The following is a 16,929-nucleotide window of genomic DNA, read 5'->3' as shown; positions in this document are numbered from 1 at the left end:
GGCTGCGGGCACTACCGCCGTTCGTGACCGCTCGTCCCCGGGGTCCGCCGGCCGATCTCGGCCATCACTTTCCCGTAGACGCCCAGCAGGAGGTCGCCGACGCCGACGAGGCCGACCAGAAAGCCGACCAGGATCACCGCGACCTGTGGCTCGGTCACCCAGAACGGGAGCCACGGGAGCATCGAGTGGGCGAACCGGGTCGCCGGCGAGAGCAGCGCCACCCCTTCGTCCTCGGTCGGCGCCCGCTCGACCGTGCCGTTTCCGGTGTACCGCGGGCCGCCGACGGTCTCGCCGACCGGCACCCGTTCGGCCTCGTAGGGGAGGTGTTCGGTCCGGACACTCCAGACGACCGTCCCGTTGGGCGCGATCTCGACCACGCGGCGGTTGATCGTGTCGGTGAGCAGCGTGTTGTTGTTCGGCAGGCGGTCGGCGTCCCGGGGGAAGACGAGTTCGATGCCGCCCGGCGAGTCGATCGACCAGACCGGCTCCCAGGAGCCGTCGCGCTTGTGTAACTCGACGATGCGGTTGTTCTCGGAGTCGGCGACCAGGATCGCGCCGGGCCCGAGCCACTGGGGGTTGTGCTGGTGGTCGATGACCGTCGGGTCGCCACAGCGGACCTCGCCGTCGCCGTCCTCGTCGACGAGCTGGACCGACGGCGGCCCCTCGGGGTCGGTGCAGTCGTCGTCGTTGCTGTCGTCGGTGTCCTCGTTGACGACCTCGACGACGCCCTGGCCGCGTTCGACGACGACGAGCTGGTTGGCGTTGCGGACCGAGACGAGGTAGTGGGTCCCGTTGATGGCGTCGACGTCGTTGATGTGCAGCCAGTCCCGGTCGGTCGTATCCTCGGGGGCGTCGTAGAACGAGGAGGCGTTCCACTGCCAGGTGATCTGCCTGTCTCTGACGGTGAAGATCCGCTCGTACTCCATCCCCGAGAGGAGGTACTCGCCCGATTCGAGCCGTTCGACGTCGTGGGTCTCGCTGTTGCTGGGGGTCGCGACCGGATAGCTGTACTCCTCGACGACCGTCGGGCCCCCATCGGCCTCGGGGTCGATGATCCTGAAGCCGGTCTTCGTACAGGGCGGGTCGTAGGGGCCACACCCCTGCTCGTAGCCCGAGTGCATGAACCCGGCCAGGACCGTCCCGTCGGGCCGCCGTGTCACGTCGAAGTAGCTGTCGGCGCTGTCCTCCGTCCACGTGAACTCGGCCCCCTCGACCATGCGGACGCGGCCGTAGTCGTGCCACCGCTCGCCCCCGCCCTGGACGCCGATCAGCGTCCGTCGGGTGTCGTCGCTATCGGTCGCGACGGTGCGCTCGGGTGCCGCGACGGCACTCGACCCCAGCACGATGGCGACGAGCACGACCGCGGCCACGACGACGAGTCCACCCCGCCTGATGCGCTCCATAACACTCGACAGGATAGTCGGCGGAAAAAAGGTTCGGAGAAGCGATCTTCTCTCGGTCTACCGACGTGACTCGCGGACGCGGCCGACCCCGCCGGCGACGACGGCGACGACGCCGACGAGCGTCAATCCCAGATGCGCCTCGGTGAACCAGAACGGCGTCCACGGGGCGACCGACTGGAGGCTCACGAGCAGCAGCGAGAGGCCGGGGACGTCGCCGCCGGTCCGCTCGTCGACGTCGCCGTCGGCCGTGTAGCGCTGGGCGCCGACCCGCTCGCCCTCGGGGAGCCGTTCGGCCTCGTAGGCGATGGGGGTGTCACTGGGCGTCTGGCGGCTCCAGACGACGCTGCCGTTTGGGGTCACCTCGAAGATCCGCTTGTTCAGCGAGTCGGTCACGAGCGTGTTGCCGTTCTCCAGTCGGTCGGCGTCCCGTGGCCAGTGCAGCGCCGCCCCGCCGGCGCGTCGCAGCGTCCAGGCCGGCTGCCACTCGCCGTCGACCTTGTGGAGTTCGACGACCCGGTCGTTGTCGGAATCCGCCACGAGGACGGCGTCGGGGCCGAGCCACTGTGGGTTGTGCTGGTGGTCCAGGATCTCCGGGTTCCCACAGCGGATGTCGCCGTCGCCGTCGAAGTCCTTGAGCTGCTGGTCGCGGACCTGGCAGGAGTCGTCGTTGCTGTCGTCGGTGTCCTCGTTGATCACCTCGACGACGCCCTGGCCGCGCTCGACGACGACGAGCTGGTTGGCGTTACGGACCGAGACCAGGTAGTGGGTCCCGTTGATGGCGTCGACGTCGTTGATGTGCAGCCAGTCACGCCGGGTGACGTCCGGGGGCGCGTCGTAGAACGAGGAGGCGTTCCACTGCCAGGTGATCTGCCCGTCTCTGACGGTGAAGATCCGCTCGTGCTCCATGTCCGAGAGGAGGTACTCGCCCGAGTCGAGCCGTTCGACGTCGTGGGTCTCGCTGTTGGTCGCGTGCCGCACCGGGAAGGCGTACTCCTCGACGGTCTCGGGCCCGCCCTCGGCGTCGGGATCGATGATCCGGTAGCCGGTCTTGGTACAGGGCGGGTCGTAGGGAGCACACCCTTCCTGATAGCCCGAGTGCATGAACCCGGCCATGACGTTGCCGTTCGGGAGCTGTGTCACGTCGAAGTAGCTGTCCGCGTCGTCGATACGCCACTCGATCTCGCTGCCGGTGAGCATGTAGACGCTACCGTCGGCGTGCCAACCGGTGTCGCCACCTTGAGAGCCGACCAGTGTCTGTTGCTGTGTCCCGTCGTCGACGGTCGTGTCGGGCGCCGTCGCGGCGCCGACGGCGACCGTGCCGGCGACGAGGAGGAGTCCGGCGACGATCAGGGCGGTGCTGCGCGTGACACGGTCCATCACGCCACTCTCCGCCGACGGCGGAAAAAAGCCTTCCGAGACTGACCGCCGGTAGCTACAAGCCCCGTGGACCCACACCACGGGACGAATGCAATCCGGTCTCGTGGACCTGTTCGCCGACGTCGTCGGGACGGACCCGCTCGTCGCGGGCCTCGTCGGCGGCGTCGTCATCGCGCTGTTGAACCTCGTGGGCGCCTCGCTGGTGCTCGTCTGGCGGGACCCGTCACAGCGCTCGATGGACACCGCGCTGGGCTTTGCGGCCGGTGTGATGCTGGCCGCGGCGTTCACGAGCCTCATCCTGCCTGGCATCGAGGAGTATTCCGGCGGAAATCCCGTCCCGACGCTGATCGGGGTCGCGCTGGGGGCGCTGTTCCTCGACCAGGGCGACCGTCTGGTCCCGCACGCCCACTACCTCCTGACCGGCAAGCGCCGCACCGACGCCGCCGCCCCGGGCGAGTCGCTCCCGGTCGCCGACGAGCGCCTGGCCGGCGTCATCCTGTTCATCCTGGCGATCACGTTGCACAACATGCCCGAGGGGCTGGCCGTCGGCGTCGGGTTCGGCGCCGCCGGCGGTGACCCCGCCAGACTCGGCGGTGCGCTCTCGCTGATGCTCGCCATCGGCATCCAGAACATCCCCGAAGGGCTGGCAGTGTCGGTGGCGGCGATCAACGCCGGGCTGGACCGACGAGCCTACGCCGTCTTCGCGGGGCTGCGGGCCGGTGTCGTCGAGATTCCGCTCGCGGTGCTGGGTGCGGTCGCCGTCACCGTCGTCGAACCTCTCTTGCCCTACGCGATGGGGTTTGCCGCTGGTGCGATGCTGTTCGTCATCTCCGACGAGATCGTCCCGGAGACCCACGACAGCGGCCACGAACGCGTGGCGACGCTGGGGCTGATGGCCGGCGCTATCGTCATGCTGTATCTGGACATCTCGCTGGCTGGGTGACCGCTCGTCGGCGGTCTCAGCTATCGTAAGGCCAGTTCGGGTCCCGGGCCTGACCGTCCGGGGCCTCGCAGTCGTCGACGGCCTCGGGTGTACACGCGCCGTGTTCGCGGAAGTTCTCGCGCGCCGTCGCCAGCGAGACGTGGTTCGTGTCGCTGACGTAGTCCACGTCGCTGAACTGCAACGGGTCGTCGAGCCAGTGACAGATGGGACAGACCTCGTAGGAGCCCGGCTGTCCCTCCGGGAGCGTCTTGTACCCACAGCACGGGCAGTAGCCCAGTTCCCGCGCGGCGGGGTTGCCGGGTGTATCGGTCGACATGCGCCGTGGTATGTATGGTCACATCATAGAACTGTCGACAGTTCACAGCAGTGCTGGGCGCGGTCGCGCCGGGCGAACTACTCGGTCTGTGCGTCCTCGACCTTGCCGGCGTACTTTTCGAGTTCCCCGGCGAGTTCGCGGGCCTGGGCCGCCGAGAGTGTCACCGTGTCGGCGTGGGGTTCGACGCTATCCAGGTCGGTGTTGTCCATCTCCAGTTGCAGTTCGACGTGGTCCGGGTTCTTGCGCGGCGCGGTGACGTTCAGGACGGCCAGGGCCTCCTCGTCGAAGCCGTGGCCCTCGACGGTCCCGTCGAGCAGGTCGAACGTCGTGTAGGCGTTGACCTTCAGGATGCGGTCTACCATGCCCGGCCGTTCGGGCGAGACACGCAAAACTGCTGCGTTGAGCGCCCGCGGATGGGCCGGCTTCCGGGCGCTACTCCTCGGCGTCGAACCCGACCGCAGCGGCGTCCTCGCGGGCACGCTCGGCGGCGGCGTCGAGGTCGAACGCCCTGACTAGCTCGCCGTCACGTACCAGCGGTTCCATGAGCGATTCGGCCCCGTCGGGACCCGGCCTGTCGGCCAGCCCCACGTGGTGGCCGCCGTCGGGCGTGCGGTAGACCGCCTTCTTCCCGGTCAGTTTCCCGCGTTTGGCAGCGGGTTCGCCGTCCACCTCGACGATGTCCAGCGCGAAGTCCAGCGGGTCGGCGTTCGAGACGTAGCTGCCGACGCCGAAGCCGTCGGCGACGTCCCTGAGTTCGCGCAGTTGCGTCGGGCCCAGCCCGCCCGAGACGAAGATGTCGACGTCCTCGTGGCCGTGGGCGTCCAGCGACCAGCGCACCTCACGGACGATATGCCGGAAGTTCCCCCGCCGGGAGCCGGTCGTGTCAAGGCGGACGCCGTCGAGGTCCTCCACGGCCTCGGCGGCGCGCAGGGCCTCGTCGACCTCGTCGCTGTAGGTGTCGGTCAGCGCGATGCGCGGCGTCTCCGGCGGGACCGCCTCGTCGAAGGCCTGCCAGGCGGCCTCCTGGTTCCCGCGGCCGAAACAGATGAGCAGCGCGTGGGGCATCGTCCCGCCGGCCGTCCGGCCGAGGACGTCGCCCGCTGCCACGTTCGAGAAGCCGTCCAGGCCACCCAGCAGCGCCGACCGCTCGATCATCGCTCCCAGCGAGGGGTGGACGTGCCGGGAGCCAAAAGACAGCACCGTCGATTCGGGGGCGGCGCGTCTGGCCTCCAGCGCGCGGGTGGCGACGCCGGTCGGATGCGAGAGAAAGCCAAGCAGCGCGGTCTCCAACCGGCAGAACTCCCGGTAGGACCCCTCGATACGCATGACCGGGCCACCGTCGAACAGTTGTCCCTCCGGGAGCGCATCCACGTCGACGGCGCGGTCGGCCAACAATCGTGCGGCGTCGGGCAGGCCAGCCAGAACGTTCCAGGATCCGGTGGCGAACTGGTCCGCGGTCACCTCCGCGACCACCTCCGGGTTCCGGCCGGCGTGTTCCAGTGCCTCCATCGTCCGGTCGAAGTACGCGTCCGTCGCGCGTCCCGACCGGATCGCTTCGGGCGGGACGATGTCGAACTCGTCGGTCATACGCCGCCTTCGGGCGGGGGTGGGAAAAAGAACCGCGGTCGCCCCTGCTGACAGGGCTACTCGGTTCCCGTCGTGTCGGGCCGGTCGGCGGCGGTGGGGTCGGACAGTGAGGACATCTATCCCAACCGTGTCAGCCAATATGAAAGAACGCGTATATGGGACCTACTGATACGTCTCCTGGCGTCTATGCGTCTATTGAGACGTCCCGATCGGTCTCGTCGCTCGCCGGTGGCCCGTCGGCCTTCGGGAGCGTCAGCGTCACCACGGTCCCACGGGGCTCGTTCTCGGCGAAATCGAGCGAGCCACCGAGGTTCCGGAGGATCCAACTGACCTCCCACAGGCCCAGCCCGCTCGTGTGTTCGAGCTGTGACCGGTCGCGTTCGTCCTGGAGGAGTTCGTACTCGCGCTCCGGGATCCCTGGGCCATCGTCGGCGATCCGTACCGTGACGTACTCACCGTCGTTCGTGGTCCCGGCGGAGACCTCGACGACTGGTTCGGGGCCGTCGTGGTGGACGACGGCGTTCTCCAGGACGTTCCCGACGGCGACCGGGACCGCGTCGTTGACCTTGACCGGCGGGACGTCGGCGAGGTCGACGCTCACCGATACGTCGGGATACTCCTCGCGGAGTTCCTCGATAGCGCCGGCCACCACTGCCGACAGCCTCTCGGTGTAGGTTTCGTACTCCCCCGAGACGACGCGTTCGACTTCTCGGGTCTGCTCGCTGATCTGCTGGAGGTCGCTGATAGCGGTCTGTATCTGCCGGGCGAGCGACTCCGGGTCGCCGTCGAGGTCCTCTTCGAGCACTTCGGCGGTCCCGTAGGCGACGTCCATCCGGTTACGGATGTCGTGTCGGAGCGTCCGGGAGAGGACCTGGAGCCGTTCGCGACGCTGGTTCCGGTCGGTCACGTCGACGTAGTAGGCGTACTCCGCCTCGGGGCTGTCGTCGTCGGCGGGCGCGGTCACCCGGACGAACTCCCGCTGCCCGTAGTCGGTGTCCAATGTGACCTCCAGTTCGGTCCACTCCAGGTCGCTGTCGCTGGCCTGTGGCGCGACCGACTGTTCGGTGCCGTCGACCCGTTCGGGTTCCTCGTCCGGCGGTCGCAGCGCCGACCGGAGGTCACGGCCGGCCAGGTCTGCCTCGGTGAGCCCGAACACTTCCTCGAAGGCCGGGTTGGCCATCTCCAGCCGTGGCTCGTCGCCCTCGAAATGGACGGCGATGACCGGGTTCGGGACGTTCTCGAACAGTGCCGCGAACTTGTCGCGCTGGCGCTCGACCGCGCGACGCTGGGCGATCCGGTCGGCGTCGTACCGGCCGATCCCCAGCCCCGCAAGCAGTGTCAGCCCGCCCGCAGCGACCACGACCAGAAACGGCTTGAACCGCGACTGCAGCGACTGACTCCCGACGACGACCGCCAACACGACGAGGGTCGCGGCGACCGCGATTCCGAACCACCGACCCATCCGCCGGACCTGCAACGCCGTCGCGTTTCGCCACAGCCAGATCCCACTCCAGCACAGCACGAGGCCGAGCGACAGCGACAGCGAGTTCTCGAGTAACGTCGTCCAGAGAGGGTCGCCCTGCCGTATGGCGTCGACGTAGATATCACTGATACCGACAGACGTGACGCCCAGCCCGCTGGTGCCGACCAGTCCGCTGACACCGAGTCGGTATCGCCCCGTGTTCACGTGGAGCCACCCAGGCCCTTCGAACCCCTCGCTCCGGTGGGTGGTGCGTCTCGCGTGTGCATACAGCCGGTTTGGTTCGGCGGCATAAAACTGTACAGCCACACAGATTGGGAGCCACTCAGCCCGCCGGCGCGTGGATCTCGCCCAGTTCCGCGACCGTCGGCGCGTTGACGATACGCACCGTGTCGCCCCGGCGGACGACGTGGAAGGCGTCGCCGAACGGACTCGACTCGGGGACGACGTAGACGTTCGTCCGTGGTTGGGTCGCGTCGTGTTCCTCGACCAGTGCACGGCGGTACGCCTGTGCGAACTCCGTGGCGTCCCCTTCGGTGTCCCAGGTGAGCCGCCAGACGTAGCCGCCACCGCCGTCGCCGTCGTGGTAGGGGACGACGGTGTCACCGCCCCAGCCAGCCGAGATCGAACTCTCGTAGCTGTAGCGGCCGGCGTCGGTCTGGTTGTTGTGGTACATCATCGCGAAGATGGACGCCTCGCCGACCGTATCACCGACCGGGTCGTGATCGAAGCGCTGCCACTCGTCGTTCGAGCGGTCGCGCACGGTGACGTTGACGGGCTTCTCCTCCGGGTACTTCTCGGGATGGAGGACCTGCTCGGAGCTGTCGGGGTAGTCCGAATAGACCGCGTCGACGGCCTCCCAGCCGCCGTCCTCGCGGAGCGTGTCGACGAACCGCGGCCCGGTGGCGTAGGGCTGGATGATGACGGTGAACAGCCCCTCGTTGATGCTGGGGCCGTCGTCACCGCCGCCACTGGACCCGCCGCGCTCGGGGCGGTCGATACAGCGCCAGCCGTTGCCACAGCGGCGTTCGTACAGCGCTTCGACGTAGTTGGCGTCGCCCTCGACGATGCCGTCCCGGGCGAGCTGGGTGTCCTGCGTCTCGGCCGAGCCGTTCAGGCCGAACTGCTGGTCCTGGAGCGCGTGGACGAGTTCGTGCGAGAGCGTCCGGCGGTCGACCGCGGGCGTCTCGGTCGGGCTGACGATGACGATCTGGTCGCGGCTTGGGGAGTAGAAGCCCTGGACGGCCGTCGAGAGCGTGTTGTCGATCTCCTCGCTGCTCCCGCTGTCCTCGCCGATGAGCAACAGGGCTTCCCAGACCTGGTCGTTCCAGGGGTCCGCGGGCGGCCCGCCACCACCGCCGGAGCCGCCCGAGCGGTTGCGGTACTCGGCCCGCGAGATGACCTCGACGGGGACCGTCGTCTCGAACTCCAGGCCGCGGATCTGCTCGACGCGGGCCATCGTCCGGGCGGTGACGGCCTCCAGTTCGCTCTCGTTGAGGCCGTCCTCGGTCGTCACCGAGACCGGGTCGTCGTACCAGTAGCCGTTCTCCCAGCCGATGGCGTCCTGGCCGCTCGGTGTCTCGGGGTGGGAGGGCCCGCCGATGGGTGCCGGGAGCGCCGGTGCGCTACAGCCCGCCAGCACGACGACGACGGCGACGAGGAGTTCCCTACGCATCGTGGACCTCGTCGAGTTCCGCGGTCGTCGGCGCATTGACGACGGTCACCGTCCGGCCGTCGACGCGGACCGAGATAGCGTCCGTGAAGGGACTGTCCTCGGCGACGACCCAGACGCCGTCGGTCCCTTCGGTCCCGCCCCAGTGGACCAGCGCGGCCTCCCAGGTCCGGGCGAACTCGCGGGCGTCCTGCTCGCTGTCCCAGGCGGTCTTCCAGACGTAGGCTGTCTCCGTGCCGTCGGTGTAGACGTGCATCCGCCCGCCGGTCCATCCCTCAGTGGCCGGGAGGTCGTAGTTGTAGGGGTCAGACGAATCGAGGTTCCCGCCGTCGTCGAAGTTGACGACGTCCGTCCCGGCGACGACGCTGGACTCGTTGTAGTCGTCGGTCAGCGTGTACGCGAGCGAGGCGGCGATGGCGGAGGGGCCGACCACCGCGTAGTCCGGCCGGTTGCGGTCGGTCGAGGGTCTGACCCGTTCCCAGTCGTCGCTCGTCCGGTCGGCCAGCGAAACCTGCTGGCGCTCCCAGTCGGGGTACTGGTCAGGGTAGATGACCTCGCGGGCGCCGTCGGGGTACTCGTCGTAGGCGTCGTCGACGGCGGCCCAGCCACCCTGCTCGCGGAGGTGGTCCACGAGGCCGGCACCGTCGCTGTACGGGAAGTACAGCAGGAAGTTGAGACCGAAGTGGCGGTCGCCACCACCGCCACCACCGCCGGCAGCACCGGCCAGGCACTCCCACTGCTCGCCACAGCGGTCGTCGTAGGCCTGCTGGGTGGCGGTGGCGTCACCCTCGACGAGGCCGTTCCGGCCCTGGACACCGTCACGCGTCCGGGCATCGTGGCCCAGGCCGAAGTGCTGGTCCTGAAGCGCGTGGACGAGTTCGTGGGCCAGCGTCGACTCGTCGATCGTCGGCGTCTCGGAGTCGGTGACCAGAACGATCTCCTCGCGACCGCCGCTGTAGAACCCCAGGACGCTCTCGCCCAGCGTGCTGTCCTGGACGGCGATGGAGTCCGGCGACTCGCCGATGAGCAACAGCGCCTCGAACTTCGCGTTGTCGAACCGCCGCAGGCTGTCGCCGGTCGCCCCACCCGAGCGGTTGCGGTATTCGGCCCGTGAAACCAGGCCGACCGGGACCGTCCGCTCGAACTCCAGGCCGCGGACGTACTCGACGCGGGCCATCGTCCGGGCCACGACGGCCTCGCGCTCGCTCTCGTTGAGGCCGTCCTCGCCGGTCACGGGTACCGATTCGTTGTGCCAGTAGCCGTTCTCCCAGCCAAGCCGGTCGGTGGCCGGGTCGTCGGGCACGCTCGCCGTGTCACTGGTGGTCGTCGACGAGTCCGCCGCATCCGCACTCTCCTCGGCCGCCGTTGCCGTGTCGCCATCGCTGTCGCTCGCACCGAGCGACTCGTGGCCTCCGGTCGCACCGGGCGCCTGACAGCCCGACAGCACGAGAACCGCACAGAGGGCGAGGACGGCGAGGGGTCGCATCTACCCGTCCAAGGGGGAGGGCAGTGAAAAGTGACACGCTAGCCGAGCACAAACCTTGGTAGTCGACCCGCCCCTAGCCCCAGATATGTACTTCGACCCAGCCGACACCGCACTGGTCGTGGTCGACATGCAGAACGGGTTCTGTCATCCCGAGGGTAGCCTCTACGCACCCGACAGCGAGGCGGCCATCGACCCCGTCACGGATCTGGTCGGACGCGCTCGTGAGGCGGGCGCGTCGGTCGTGTTCACCCGCGACGTCCACCCACCAGAACAGTTCGAGGACGCCCACTACTACGACGAGTTCGAGCGCTGGGGGGAACACGTCGTCGAGGGCTCCTGGGAGGCCGACCTGATCGAGGAGCTCGACCCGGCCCATGCAGATCTGGTCGTCGAGAAACACACCTACGACGCCTTCTACCAGACCCAGCTGGAGGGGTGGCTCGACGCACGCGGCATCGACGATCTGGTCATCTGTGGCACGCTCGCGAACGTCTGTGTGCTGCACACGGCCTCCAGCGCTGGCCTGCGGGACTATCGACCGGTGCTCGTCGAGGACGCCGTCGGCTTCATCGAACCCGACCACCGTGAGTACGCGCTGGACCACGCCGACTGGCTGTTCGGCGAGGTGACCGATCGCGCTGACGTTACCTTCGAGTGAATCATCTGCGGTTCCTGACGCCGAGGGCCACGCCGACGGTCGCACAGACGAGTGCGAGCAGGCCCCCGACGAGCAGCGTCGGTCGATAGCCCACGCGACCCCCGGCGACCGCGAACGCGACCGGCCCGACCGTCGCGCCCAGCGAGATGACGCTCGTCCTGACGCCGAAGACGCCGGCACGGTAGCGCGCGGGAGCCAGTGTCCCCACGAGGCCGTCGATGGATGGAAGGGTCAACCCCTGGCCGGCGCCGACGACCAGGGCGGCGAGTGCGACGAGTACCGGTGTCGGCGCCAGGTACGTCCCGACCAGCCCGACGCCGTAGCAGGCAAACCCGACGACGACGAGCCGCTGGGGTGAGGCCGCCTGCACCAGCCGGCCGTTCGCCGCGGCGACGGCCGCTGTCGAGAGCGCACCGGCGCTGAGGATTGCCCCGATACGCGCCGACGCGAGGCCGAACGACGCTGTCAGCAGGAACGGGACCGCCGTCAACAGCCCGCCGAACAGCAGCGCGTAGCCGGCGAAGGAGGCGGCAAACAGCACCACAGCCTCGCCCGGCAACGTCCCGAGCGCGTGCCGGAGGTACGTCAGGCCCCCCTCGCGGTTGTCCGGCGACGGCGGATCGCCGAGTGTGATCCAGGCCCAGAGCGCGACGGGCACGCCCACCGCGTACAGCCAGAACGGGCGGCGCCAGGCGCTGCTGCCCAGGACGCCGCCGACGAGAGGATAGACAGCCGCACCCACCGAGATAGCGGCGGCGTTGATGCCCAGCGCGGCGTTGCGCTGTGCGCCCTCGAAGGCGTCGCCCAGCAGCGTGACGGCGACGCTGAGGATACCACTGGCAGCGACGCCCTGGACGGCCCGGACCAGCAGTACCGCGAGCAGACTCTCTGCACGGACGACGGCCACGCCACAGACGGCGGTGAGGACGAGACTGCCGGCCAGGATCGGTCGCCGGCCGTAGCGGTCTGCCAGCGCCCCGGCGACCGGCGCCAGGACGATGCCAGGCAGCGTGTAGACCGTGATGACCAGACTCGCCTGGCTGTCGGGGACGCCGAACTCCTGGCCGATGGCCGGCAGGAGCGGGCTCACTAGCGTCACCCCGAGGACGGCCGTCAGCGTACTCGCCAGCGCCAGCCGCAACACCGCTGCGTCCCACGGGATCCGACCGGGTCGTGTGGCCACAGCGGCCTCTTCGACTGTGCGGGTATAGCTCCCACGTCTCGCCGTCGGACGGAACGGGAGACTTACGGGGACACCCGGCCGACTGTGGCGTATGCTCATCCGCAACGCCACGCTCCCCGAGGGCAGTCAGCGCGACGTCCGAGTCCGCGGCGAGTCGATCGCCGAGGTGGGCCGGGACCTCGAACCCGACGACGAACGCGTCGTCGACGTGTCGGGCAAGCGCCTCTTTCCCGGCGCTATCGACGTCCACGTCCACTTCCGTCAGCCGGGTTACCCCCACAAAGAGACCTGGGCCAGCGGCTCCCGAGCGGCCGCGGCCGGCGGCGTCACCACCGTCGTCGACCAGCCCAACACCGACCCGCCGACGGTCGACGGCGCCGCCTTCGATCAGAAGACCGAGTTCGCTGCCGACTCGCTGATCGACTGGGGGATCAACGGCGGGGTCACCGCCGACTGGGACCCCGATAGTCTCCTCTCGCGGCGCCTGTTCGCTCTGGGCGAGGTCTTCCTCGCGGACTCGACGGGCGATATGGGTATCGACACGGACCTCTTCGCCGACGCCGTCGACGCCGCGACCGAGGCCGGCGTCCCCGTCACCGTCCACGCCGAGGACGCCACGAAGTTCAACGAGGACGCGAAGGCGCGCGACGACGCCGACGCCTGGAGCGCCTACCGGACCGCCGACGCCGAAGCCGCGGCCGTCGAGCGTGCCTGCGAGATCGCGAGCGAGCGCGACGCCCGCATCCACATCGCTCACACGTCGACGCCGGAGGGCATCGACATCGCCAGCGAGGCCGGCATGACCACCGAGGTCACGCCCCATCACCTCCTGCTGTCGCGCAAGGATCTCGACGATCTGGGGACCTTCGGGCGGATGAACCCGCCACTGCGTCGCGAGTCCCGCCGCCGGAAGGTCTACGAGCGGGTCGCCGACGGCACCGTCGACATGATCGCGACCGACCACGCGCCCCACACCCGCGAGGAGAAGGACGCCAGCATCTGGGACGCCCCCTCCGGCGTCCCCGGTGTCGAGACGGTGCTGCCGCTCCTGCTCGCGGACGCTAGTGACCCCGACACGGCGCTGTCCTTCGAGCGCGTGCGAGATCTGACGGCCACGAACCCCGCCGACGTCTTCGACGTCCCCCAGAAGGGCGCTATCGAACCGGGCATGGACGCCGACCTCGTGCTCGTCGACACGACCCAGACGACCGAGATCCGCGGTGCGGACCTGCAGACCGACTGTGGCTGGACTCCCTTCGAGGGGTTCGAGGGTGTCTTCCCCGAATGGACGATGGTCCGTGGGACCGTTGTCTTCGATGCCGACAGCGACGAGCAGTTCGCTGCCCACGACGGACAGAACGTCCGGGACGCCGACGGCGAACTGCTGTAGCCGTCGCCGATCGGGGTGAGCGTAACGTTACTGACGGGTTCATCATCCCCGAGACCGTAGGTACCGTATGCCACGCTGTGAGAACTGCGACAGGGAGTTCACGAACACGGACGACCTCGACCACGAGGAGGTCAGCGAGTTCGAACTCGAAGAGCGCACCGACGGGCCGCCACAGATCACCATCGGGACCGGCCTCCACGATGTCTGGCGGTGCAAGGGGTGTGGGAAGGTTCTGGGCGTGCGCTGAGCTACGCCGCGCGCTCCAGTCGGGCCGCCGGCACCGAATAGAGCAGTCCGAAGACCGCCCTGTAACAGATGATCCCCGCGCCGAAGCCGACCAGCGCCGCGGCGGCGACCAGCGCGACGCTCCGTGGGACGGTCACGAGGAGACTGGCACCGAAGATGCCCAGGCCCAAAAGCGCCGCGAGCGCGACCACCTCCGGATAGACGCCGGGGATCGAATCGTGCTCGACGGCGTACAGCGACAGTGCCGTCCCGACGAGAAAGAGGGTCGCGACGCCCACCGCGAGCGGGTCGAGGAGCTGTCCGCGACCTTCGAGCAGTCCGACGGCGAGCACGCCCAACCCCGCCAGGCCGTCGGTCTTCATGACCCGCTGGTGGGCGGCGCTCAGATCGATGTCCTCCTCCTCAAGCGGGTCCGGTGGCGACGTGGGGTCGGTCATGGTCGGCCGTTCACCTGGCGTCTGGAGCGACCGGACACGTTACCCCTCCCCGAGCGCTCGGTGACGGACGGTTCGGGAGCCTTCGGCATCCCTCACTGGTCCGCCCCCTCGGGCGAAGCGGTGACGAACGGTTCGGGGACCTGCGGCACCCCTCACTGGTCCGCCCCCGCTTCGAACTCGTTGCCACATTCCGGACAACACACTTCGTCGTGGCGCAACGCCGCGGAGTGCTCCTGGACCTCCCGCATCACCTCGGAGATGCGGTCCTCGGCTTCGAGTTCCTCCTCGACGGCCAGGTCGACGCCCTCGACCTCCAGCAGGAACTTCGCGACCTCGGTGGCCTCGTACATCACGTCGTCGAGTTCCTCGGCGGTGAAGAAGTCCGACATCGCGCCGTAGAGGAAGGTTGCGCCCGATTTCCGGACCTTCTCCTCGAAGGCTGCCCGCGCCTGGTTGACGGCCTGTGGCGTGTAGGTATCGGTCATGAACGGGACGAGTTCGGGGAGGTTCTCGCCGATCTTGGTCATCTCGACGCCGGTCTCGGTACGGAAGTCCGCACACAGGCGTGCGATGGCCCACTCGCGGGCCGTGATGTAGGTCCGCTCCCGGAGGAAATCGTTGGCCCGGTCGTAGGTTCCGCCCTCGATCTTCTTGAAGCGGTCGTACTTCTGTACGTCCGGCGGTACCGATTCGACCGCCTCTGTCGTGCTCTCGTCGTTGCTCGCCGCGCCCTGCTCGTCGCCCGGCGGCTCCGACTCGGCTCCGCCCGGCGGTTCGCCCTCTGTCATGGAATGGTGTGCGTTGCCGGGCCGAAAAAGGGTGTCGCCCGTGTCAGGTGGATTTTTGAGCACCCACGGCGATGAATTTCGCATGAAAGTTCTACTCGGCGTCGGCGGCAGCCAGCTCTCGTACAACGCGCTCGACGAGACAGTCCAGCGGGCGAAAGAGACGGGCGACGACCTCACGATTGCCATCTTCGACAACGAGGAGGTCGACACGAACGCAAGCGCCGTCGAACAGCGCGTCGAGGAGGCACTCGCCGACGCGGCGTTCGAGGCCGAAATTCGCCACGTCGAGGGCGACGCGCCCGGTAGCTGGCTGGTCGATACCGCCGAGCGCGAGGACTTCGACCGCATCGTCCTCGGCGGCGGCGAACGCTCGACGCTCGGGAAGATCCAGCTCGGCTCCATCGTCGAGTTCGTCCTCCTGAACGCACAGACCCCGGTCACCCTGGTTCGATGACGACGGAGTTCCCAGACGAGCCGGCCGACGAGTTCCCGGCACCGCCACGGACGGTCACCGACCGCGAGGGACGCGACATCGAGCTTCGGGCGGCCAGCGAGGACGACCGCGAGCAGCTGGTCGAGATGTACCTCGACTTCGACCCCGCAGACCGAGCACAGGGGATCCCGCCGATCAAGGAGCACGCTATCGACCGGTGGCTGGATACGATCCTGAGCGAGGAGTGTGTCAACGTCGTCGCGACGCACGACGGCGATGCTGCCGGCCACGCCACGCTCGTGCCGGACGATCAGGGCGAGTACGAACTCGCTATCTTCGTCCTGCAGGCGTACCAGGGCGCCGGTATCGGGACCCTCCTCCTGGAGACACTGCTCGGTCAGGGACAGGCCGAAGAGATCGAGAAGGTGTGGCTCACCGTCGAGCGCTGGAACGACCCGGCCATCGCGCTCTACCGGAAGGTCGGCTTCGAGACCCGGAACGCGGAGAGCTTCGAGATCGAGATGGCGATCCGGCTGGCCTAGACGGACAGGACCGGCTGGCTGGCGTACTCGATGACGTACAGCGCGGCCCGGCCGACGGCCTCCTGTCCGCCCTGTTCGCGCGGGACGACGATGAAGTCGGCGTCGACGTCCTCGGAGACGTCCAGGACGACGCTGCCTGGCGTCTGCATCAGTCGGGTCTGGGAGAACGCCGTCGCCGTCGACGTCCCGAGTTCGCCGTCGGGATGGTGCTGCTCGAACGACCGCCGGATCTCGTCGGTGAACTCGCGGTGTTCGCTGGCGACGTCCTCGGGGTCGACTCGGTCGGTGTCGATGTCCCGACGCAGTCGCTCGTCGAGGACGAACAGCAGGTGGAGGTCGGCGTCGTACCGCTCGGCGACGGCGACGGCGTACTCGGCTGCTCGCTCGGACCGGTCGCTGCCGTCGACCGGGACGAGCACGAGGTCGATGTCCATCACGCTCTCCTGTGGACCGGTAGTGGCAAAAAGCCACCGAGGAAGGGGCGGATTTTTGGTCGTGCCCACGGTACCACGGCGTATGTTCGACACGGTGGTCGTCGCGACGGACGGGTCCGGGAGCGCCGAACGAGCCGTCGAAGCTGCACTGGATCTGGCCGCTCGCTTCGACGCGACTGTCCACGGGCTCTACGTCGTCGACGCGGCAGAGGTCGAGGCGACCCCCGAGGAGGTCCGGGACGCGCTAGAGCGGGCCCTGGCGACGACCGGCGGCCGCGCGCTGACGTTCATCCGCGAGGCCGCCGAAGCCGAGAGCGACGAGGAACTGGTCACTGCCGTCCGGCAGGGGGACCCGGCCACCGAGATCATCCGCTACGCCGACGAGCACGACGCCGACGTCATCGCGACGGGGACCCGGGGCCGACACGGCGAACACGGCTTCCTGCTGGGCAGCGTCGCCGAGGCTATCGTCCGCCGGGCCGAGATGCCCGTGCTGACGGTCCGACAGCTCGAAGGCGAGGCCAACCCGGAGCGCGCCGACGTCTGACGACGGT

Annotated in this window: 19 protein-coding genes; 7 read left to right on the top strand and 12 right to left on the bottom strand. The window is 68.8% G+C overall.

Going from position 1 to position 16,929, the window contains the following annotated elements; genetic code table 11:
- Window positions 1-11: 11 nt before the first annotated feature.
- Together Hhyl2_RS11175 and Hhyl2_RS11170 are read right to left on the bottom strand one after the other, a co-directional pair.
- Window positions 12-1,403, bottom strand: a complete 1,392-nt coding sequence (locus Hhyl2_RS11175) for an aryl-sulfate sulfotransferase (RefSeq protein WP_483550852.1) — start codon at window positions 1,401-1,403, stop codon at window positions 12-14.
- A 57-nt stretch (window positions 1,404-1,460) separates the two neighbouring features.
- Window positions 1,461-2,780, bottom strand: coding sequence for an aryl-sulfate sulfotransferase (locus tag Hhyl2_RS11170; RefSeq protein ID WP_483550851.1), 1,320 nt, complete (start codon window positions 2,778-2,780; stop codon window positions 1,461-1,463).
- Window positions 2,781-2,868: 88 nt separating this feature from the next.
- Between Hhyl2_RS11170 and Hhyl2_RS11165 the strand changes: the two genes are divergently transcribed.
- Window positions 2,869-3,723, top strand: coding sequence for a ZIP family metal transporter (locus tag Hhyl2_RS11165; protein WP_483550850.1), 855 nt, complete (start codon window positions 2,869-2,871; stop codon window positions 3,721-3,723).
- Between the two features lie 16 nt (window positions 3,724-3,739).
- On the opposite strand, the gene Hhyl2_RS11160 is transcribed toward Hhyl2_RS11165, so the two are convergent.
- The 6 genes from Hhyl2_RS11160 to Hhyl2_RS11135 form a co-directional block, all read right to left on the bottom strand.
- The gene (locus tag Hhyl2_RS11160) at window positions 3,740-4,039 is read right to left on the bottom strand and encodes a CPCC family cysteine-rich protein (protein WP_483550849.1); all 300 of its coding nucleotides are present in this window, start codon (window positions 4,037-4,039) and stop codon (window positions 3,740-3,742) included.
- A gap of 77 nt (window positions 4,040-4,116) precedes the next feature.
- Window positions 4,117-4,401: a DUF6360 family protein gene (locus tag Hhyl2_RS11155; RefSeq protein WP_483550848.1), complete on the bottom strand. Its 285-nt coding sequence runs from the start codon at window positions 4,399-4,401 to the stop codon at window positions 4,117-4,119.
- 70 nt (window positions 4,402-4,471) lie between these two features.
- On the bottom strand, window positions 4,472-5,626 hold the full coding sequence (locus Hhyl2_RS11150; RefSeq protein ID WP_483550847.1) for a nicotinate phosphoribosyltransferase: 1,155 nt from the start codon (window positions 5,624-5,626) through the stop codon (window positions 4,472-4,474).
- A 184-nt stretch (window positions 5,627-5,810) separates the two neighbouring features.
- Window positions 5,811-7,313, bottom strand: coding sequence for a sensor histidine kinase (locus tag Hhyl2_RS11145; protein WP_483550846.1), 1,503 nt, complete (start codon window positions 7,311-7,313; stop codon window positions 5,811-5,813).
- A gap of 118 nt (window positions 7,314-7,431) precedes the next feature.
- Entirely contained in the window at window positions 7,432-8,781 is a 1,350-nt protein-coding gene (locus Hhyl2_RS11140) for an Hvo_1808 family surface protein (RefSeq protein WP_483550845.1), read from the bottom strand.
- Window positions 8,774-10,264, bottom strand: coding sequence for an Hvo_1808 family surface protein (locus tag Hhyl2_RS11135; protein ID WP_483550844.1), 1,491 nt, complete (start codon window positions 10,262-10,264; stop codon window positions 8,774-8,776). The genes Hhyl2_RS11140 and Hhyl2_RS11135 overlap by 8 nt, the downstream gene beginning before the upstream one ends.
- A gap of 85 nt (window positions 10,265-10,349) precedes the next feature.
- Here Hhyl2_RS11135 and Hhyl2_RS11130 point away from each other — a divergent pair, with 85 nt between their 5' ends.
- A complete protein-coding gene (locus tag Hhyl2_RS11130; protein WP_483550843.1) occupies window positions 10,350-10,922 on the top strand; it encodes a cysteine hydrolase family protein in 573 nt (190 codons plus the stop codon).
- 1 nt (window position 10,923) lies between these two features.
- Here the strand turns inward: Hhyl2_RS11130 and Hhyl2_RS11125 are convergent, their stop codons facing one another.
- Entirely contained in the window at window positions 10,924-12,105 is a 1,182-nt protein-coding gene (locus Hhyl2_RS11125; RefSeq protein ID WP_483550842.1) for an MFS transporter, read from the bottom strand.
- A 91-nt stretch (window positions 12,106-12,196) separates the two neighbouring features.
- Between Hhyl2_RS11125 and Hhyl2_RS11120 the strand changes: the two genes are divergently transcribed.
- Window positions 12,197-13,495 carry a dihydroorotase gene (locus Hhyl2_RS11120; RefSeq protein WP_483550841.1) on the top strand — a complete coding sequence of 433 codons (1,299 nt, stop codon included), beginning with the start codon at window positions 12,197-12,199 and terminating at the stop codon, window positions 13,493-13,495.
- Window positions 13,496-13,562: 67 nt separating this feature from the next.
- A complete protein-coding gene (locus tag Hhyl2_RS11115) occupies window positions 13,563-13,742 on the top strand; it encodes a hypothetical protein (protein WP_483550840.1) in 180 nt (59 codons plus the stop codon).
- 1 nt (window position 13,743) lies between these two features.
- Here Hhyl2_RS11115 and Hhyl2_RS11110 read toward each other — a convergent pair whose 3' ends face one another.
- Together Hhyl2_RS11110 and Hhyl2_RS11105 are read right to left on the bottom strand one after the other, a co-directional pair.
- Window positions 13,744-14,178, bottom strand: a complete 435-nt coding sequence (locus tag Hhyl2_RS11110) for a hypothetical protein (protein ID WP_483550839.1) — start codon at window positions 14,176-14,178, stop codon at window positions 13,744-13,746.
- Window positions 14,179-14,330: 152 nt separating this feature from the next.
- Entirely contained in the window at window positions 14,331-14,966 is a 636-nt protein-coding gene (locus Hhyl2_RS11105) for a DUF5806 family protein (protein WP_483550838.1), read from the bottom strand.
- 82 nt (window positions 14,967-15,048) lie between these two features.
- Between Hhyl2_RS11105 and Hhyl2_RS11100 the strand changes: the two genes are divergently transcribed.
- A complete protein-coding gene (locus Hhyl2_RS11100; protein WP_483550837.1) occupies window positions 15,049-15,420 on the top strand; it encodes a universal stress protein in 372 nt (123 codons plus the stop codon).
- Entirely contained in the window at window positions 15,417-15,941 is a 525-nt protein-coding gene (locus Hhyl2_RS11095; RefSeq protein WP_483550836.1) for an N-acetyltransferase family protein, read from the top strand. The genes Hhyl2_RS11100 and Hhyl2_RS11095 overlap by 4 nt, the downstream gene beginning before the upstream one ends.
- On the opposite strand, the gene Hhyl2_RS11090 is transcribed toward Hhyl2_RS11095, so the two are convergent.
- Complete coding sequence (locus tag Hhyl2_RS11090; RefSeq protein WP_483550835.1) at window positions 15,938-16,375, bottom strand: universal stress protein; 438 nt, start codon at window positions 16,373-16,375, stop codon at window positions 15,938-15,940. The two genes, Hhyl2_RS11095 and Hhyl2_RS11090, sit on opposite strands and share 4 nt — an antisense overlap.
- Before the next feature lie 82 nt (window positions 16,376-16,457).
- Here Hhyl2_RS11090 and Hhyl2_RS11085 point away from each other — a divergent pair, with 82 nt between their 5' ends.
- The gene (locus Hhyl2_RS11085) at window positions 16,458-16,922 is read left to right on the top strand and encodes a universal stress protein (RefSeq protein WP_483550834.1); all 465 of its coding nucleotides are present in this window, start codon (window positions 16,458-16,460) and stop codon (window positions 16,920-16,922) included.
- Window positions 16,923-16,929 lie beyond the last annotated feature (7 nt).

The organism is Haloarcula sp. H-hyl2, assembly GCF_056934385.1.
The sequence above is the reverse complement of the archived record's forward strand: the minus strand, read 5'-3'. Positions and strand labels throughout refer to the sequence as shown.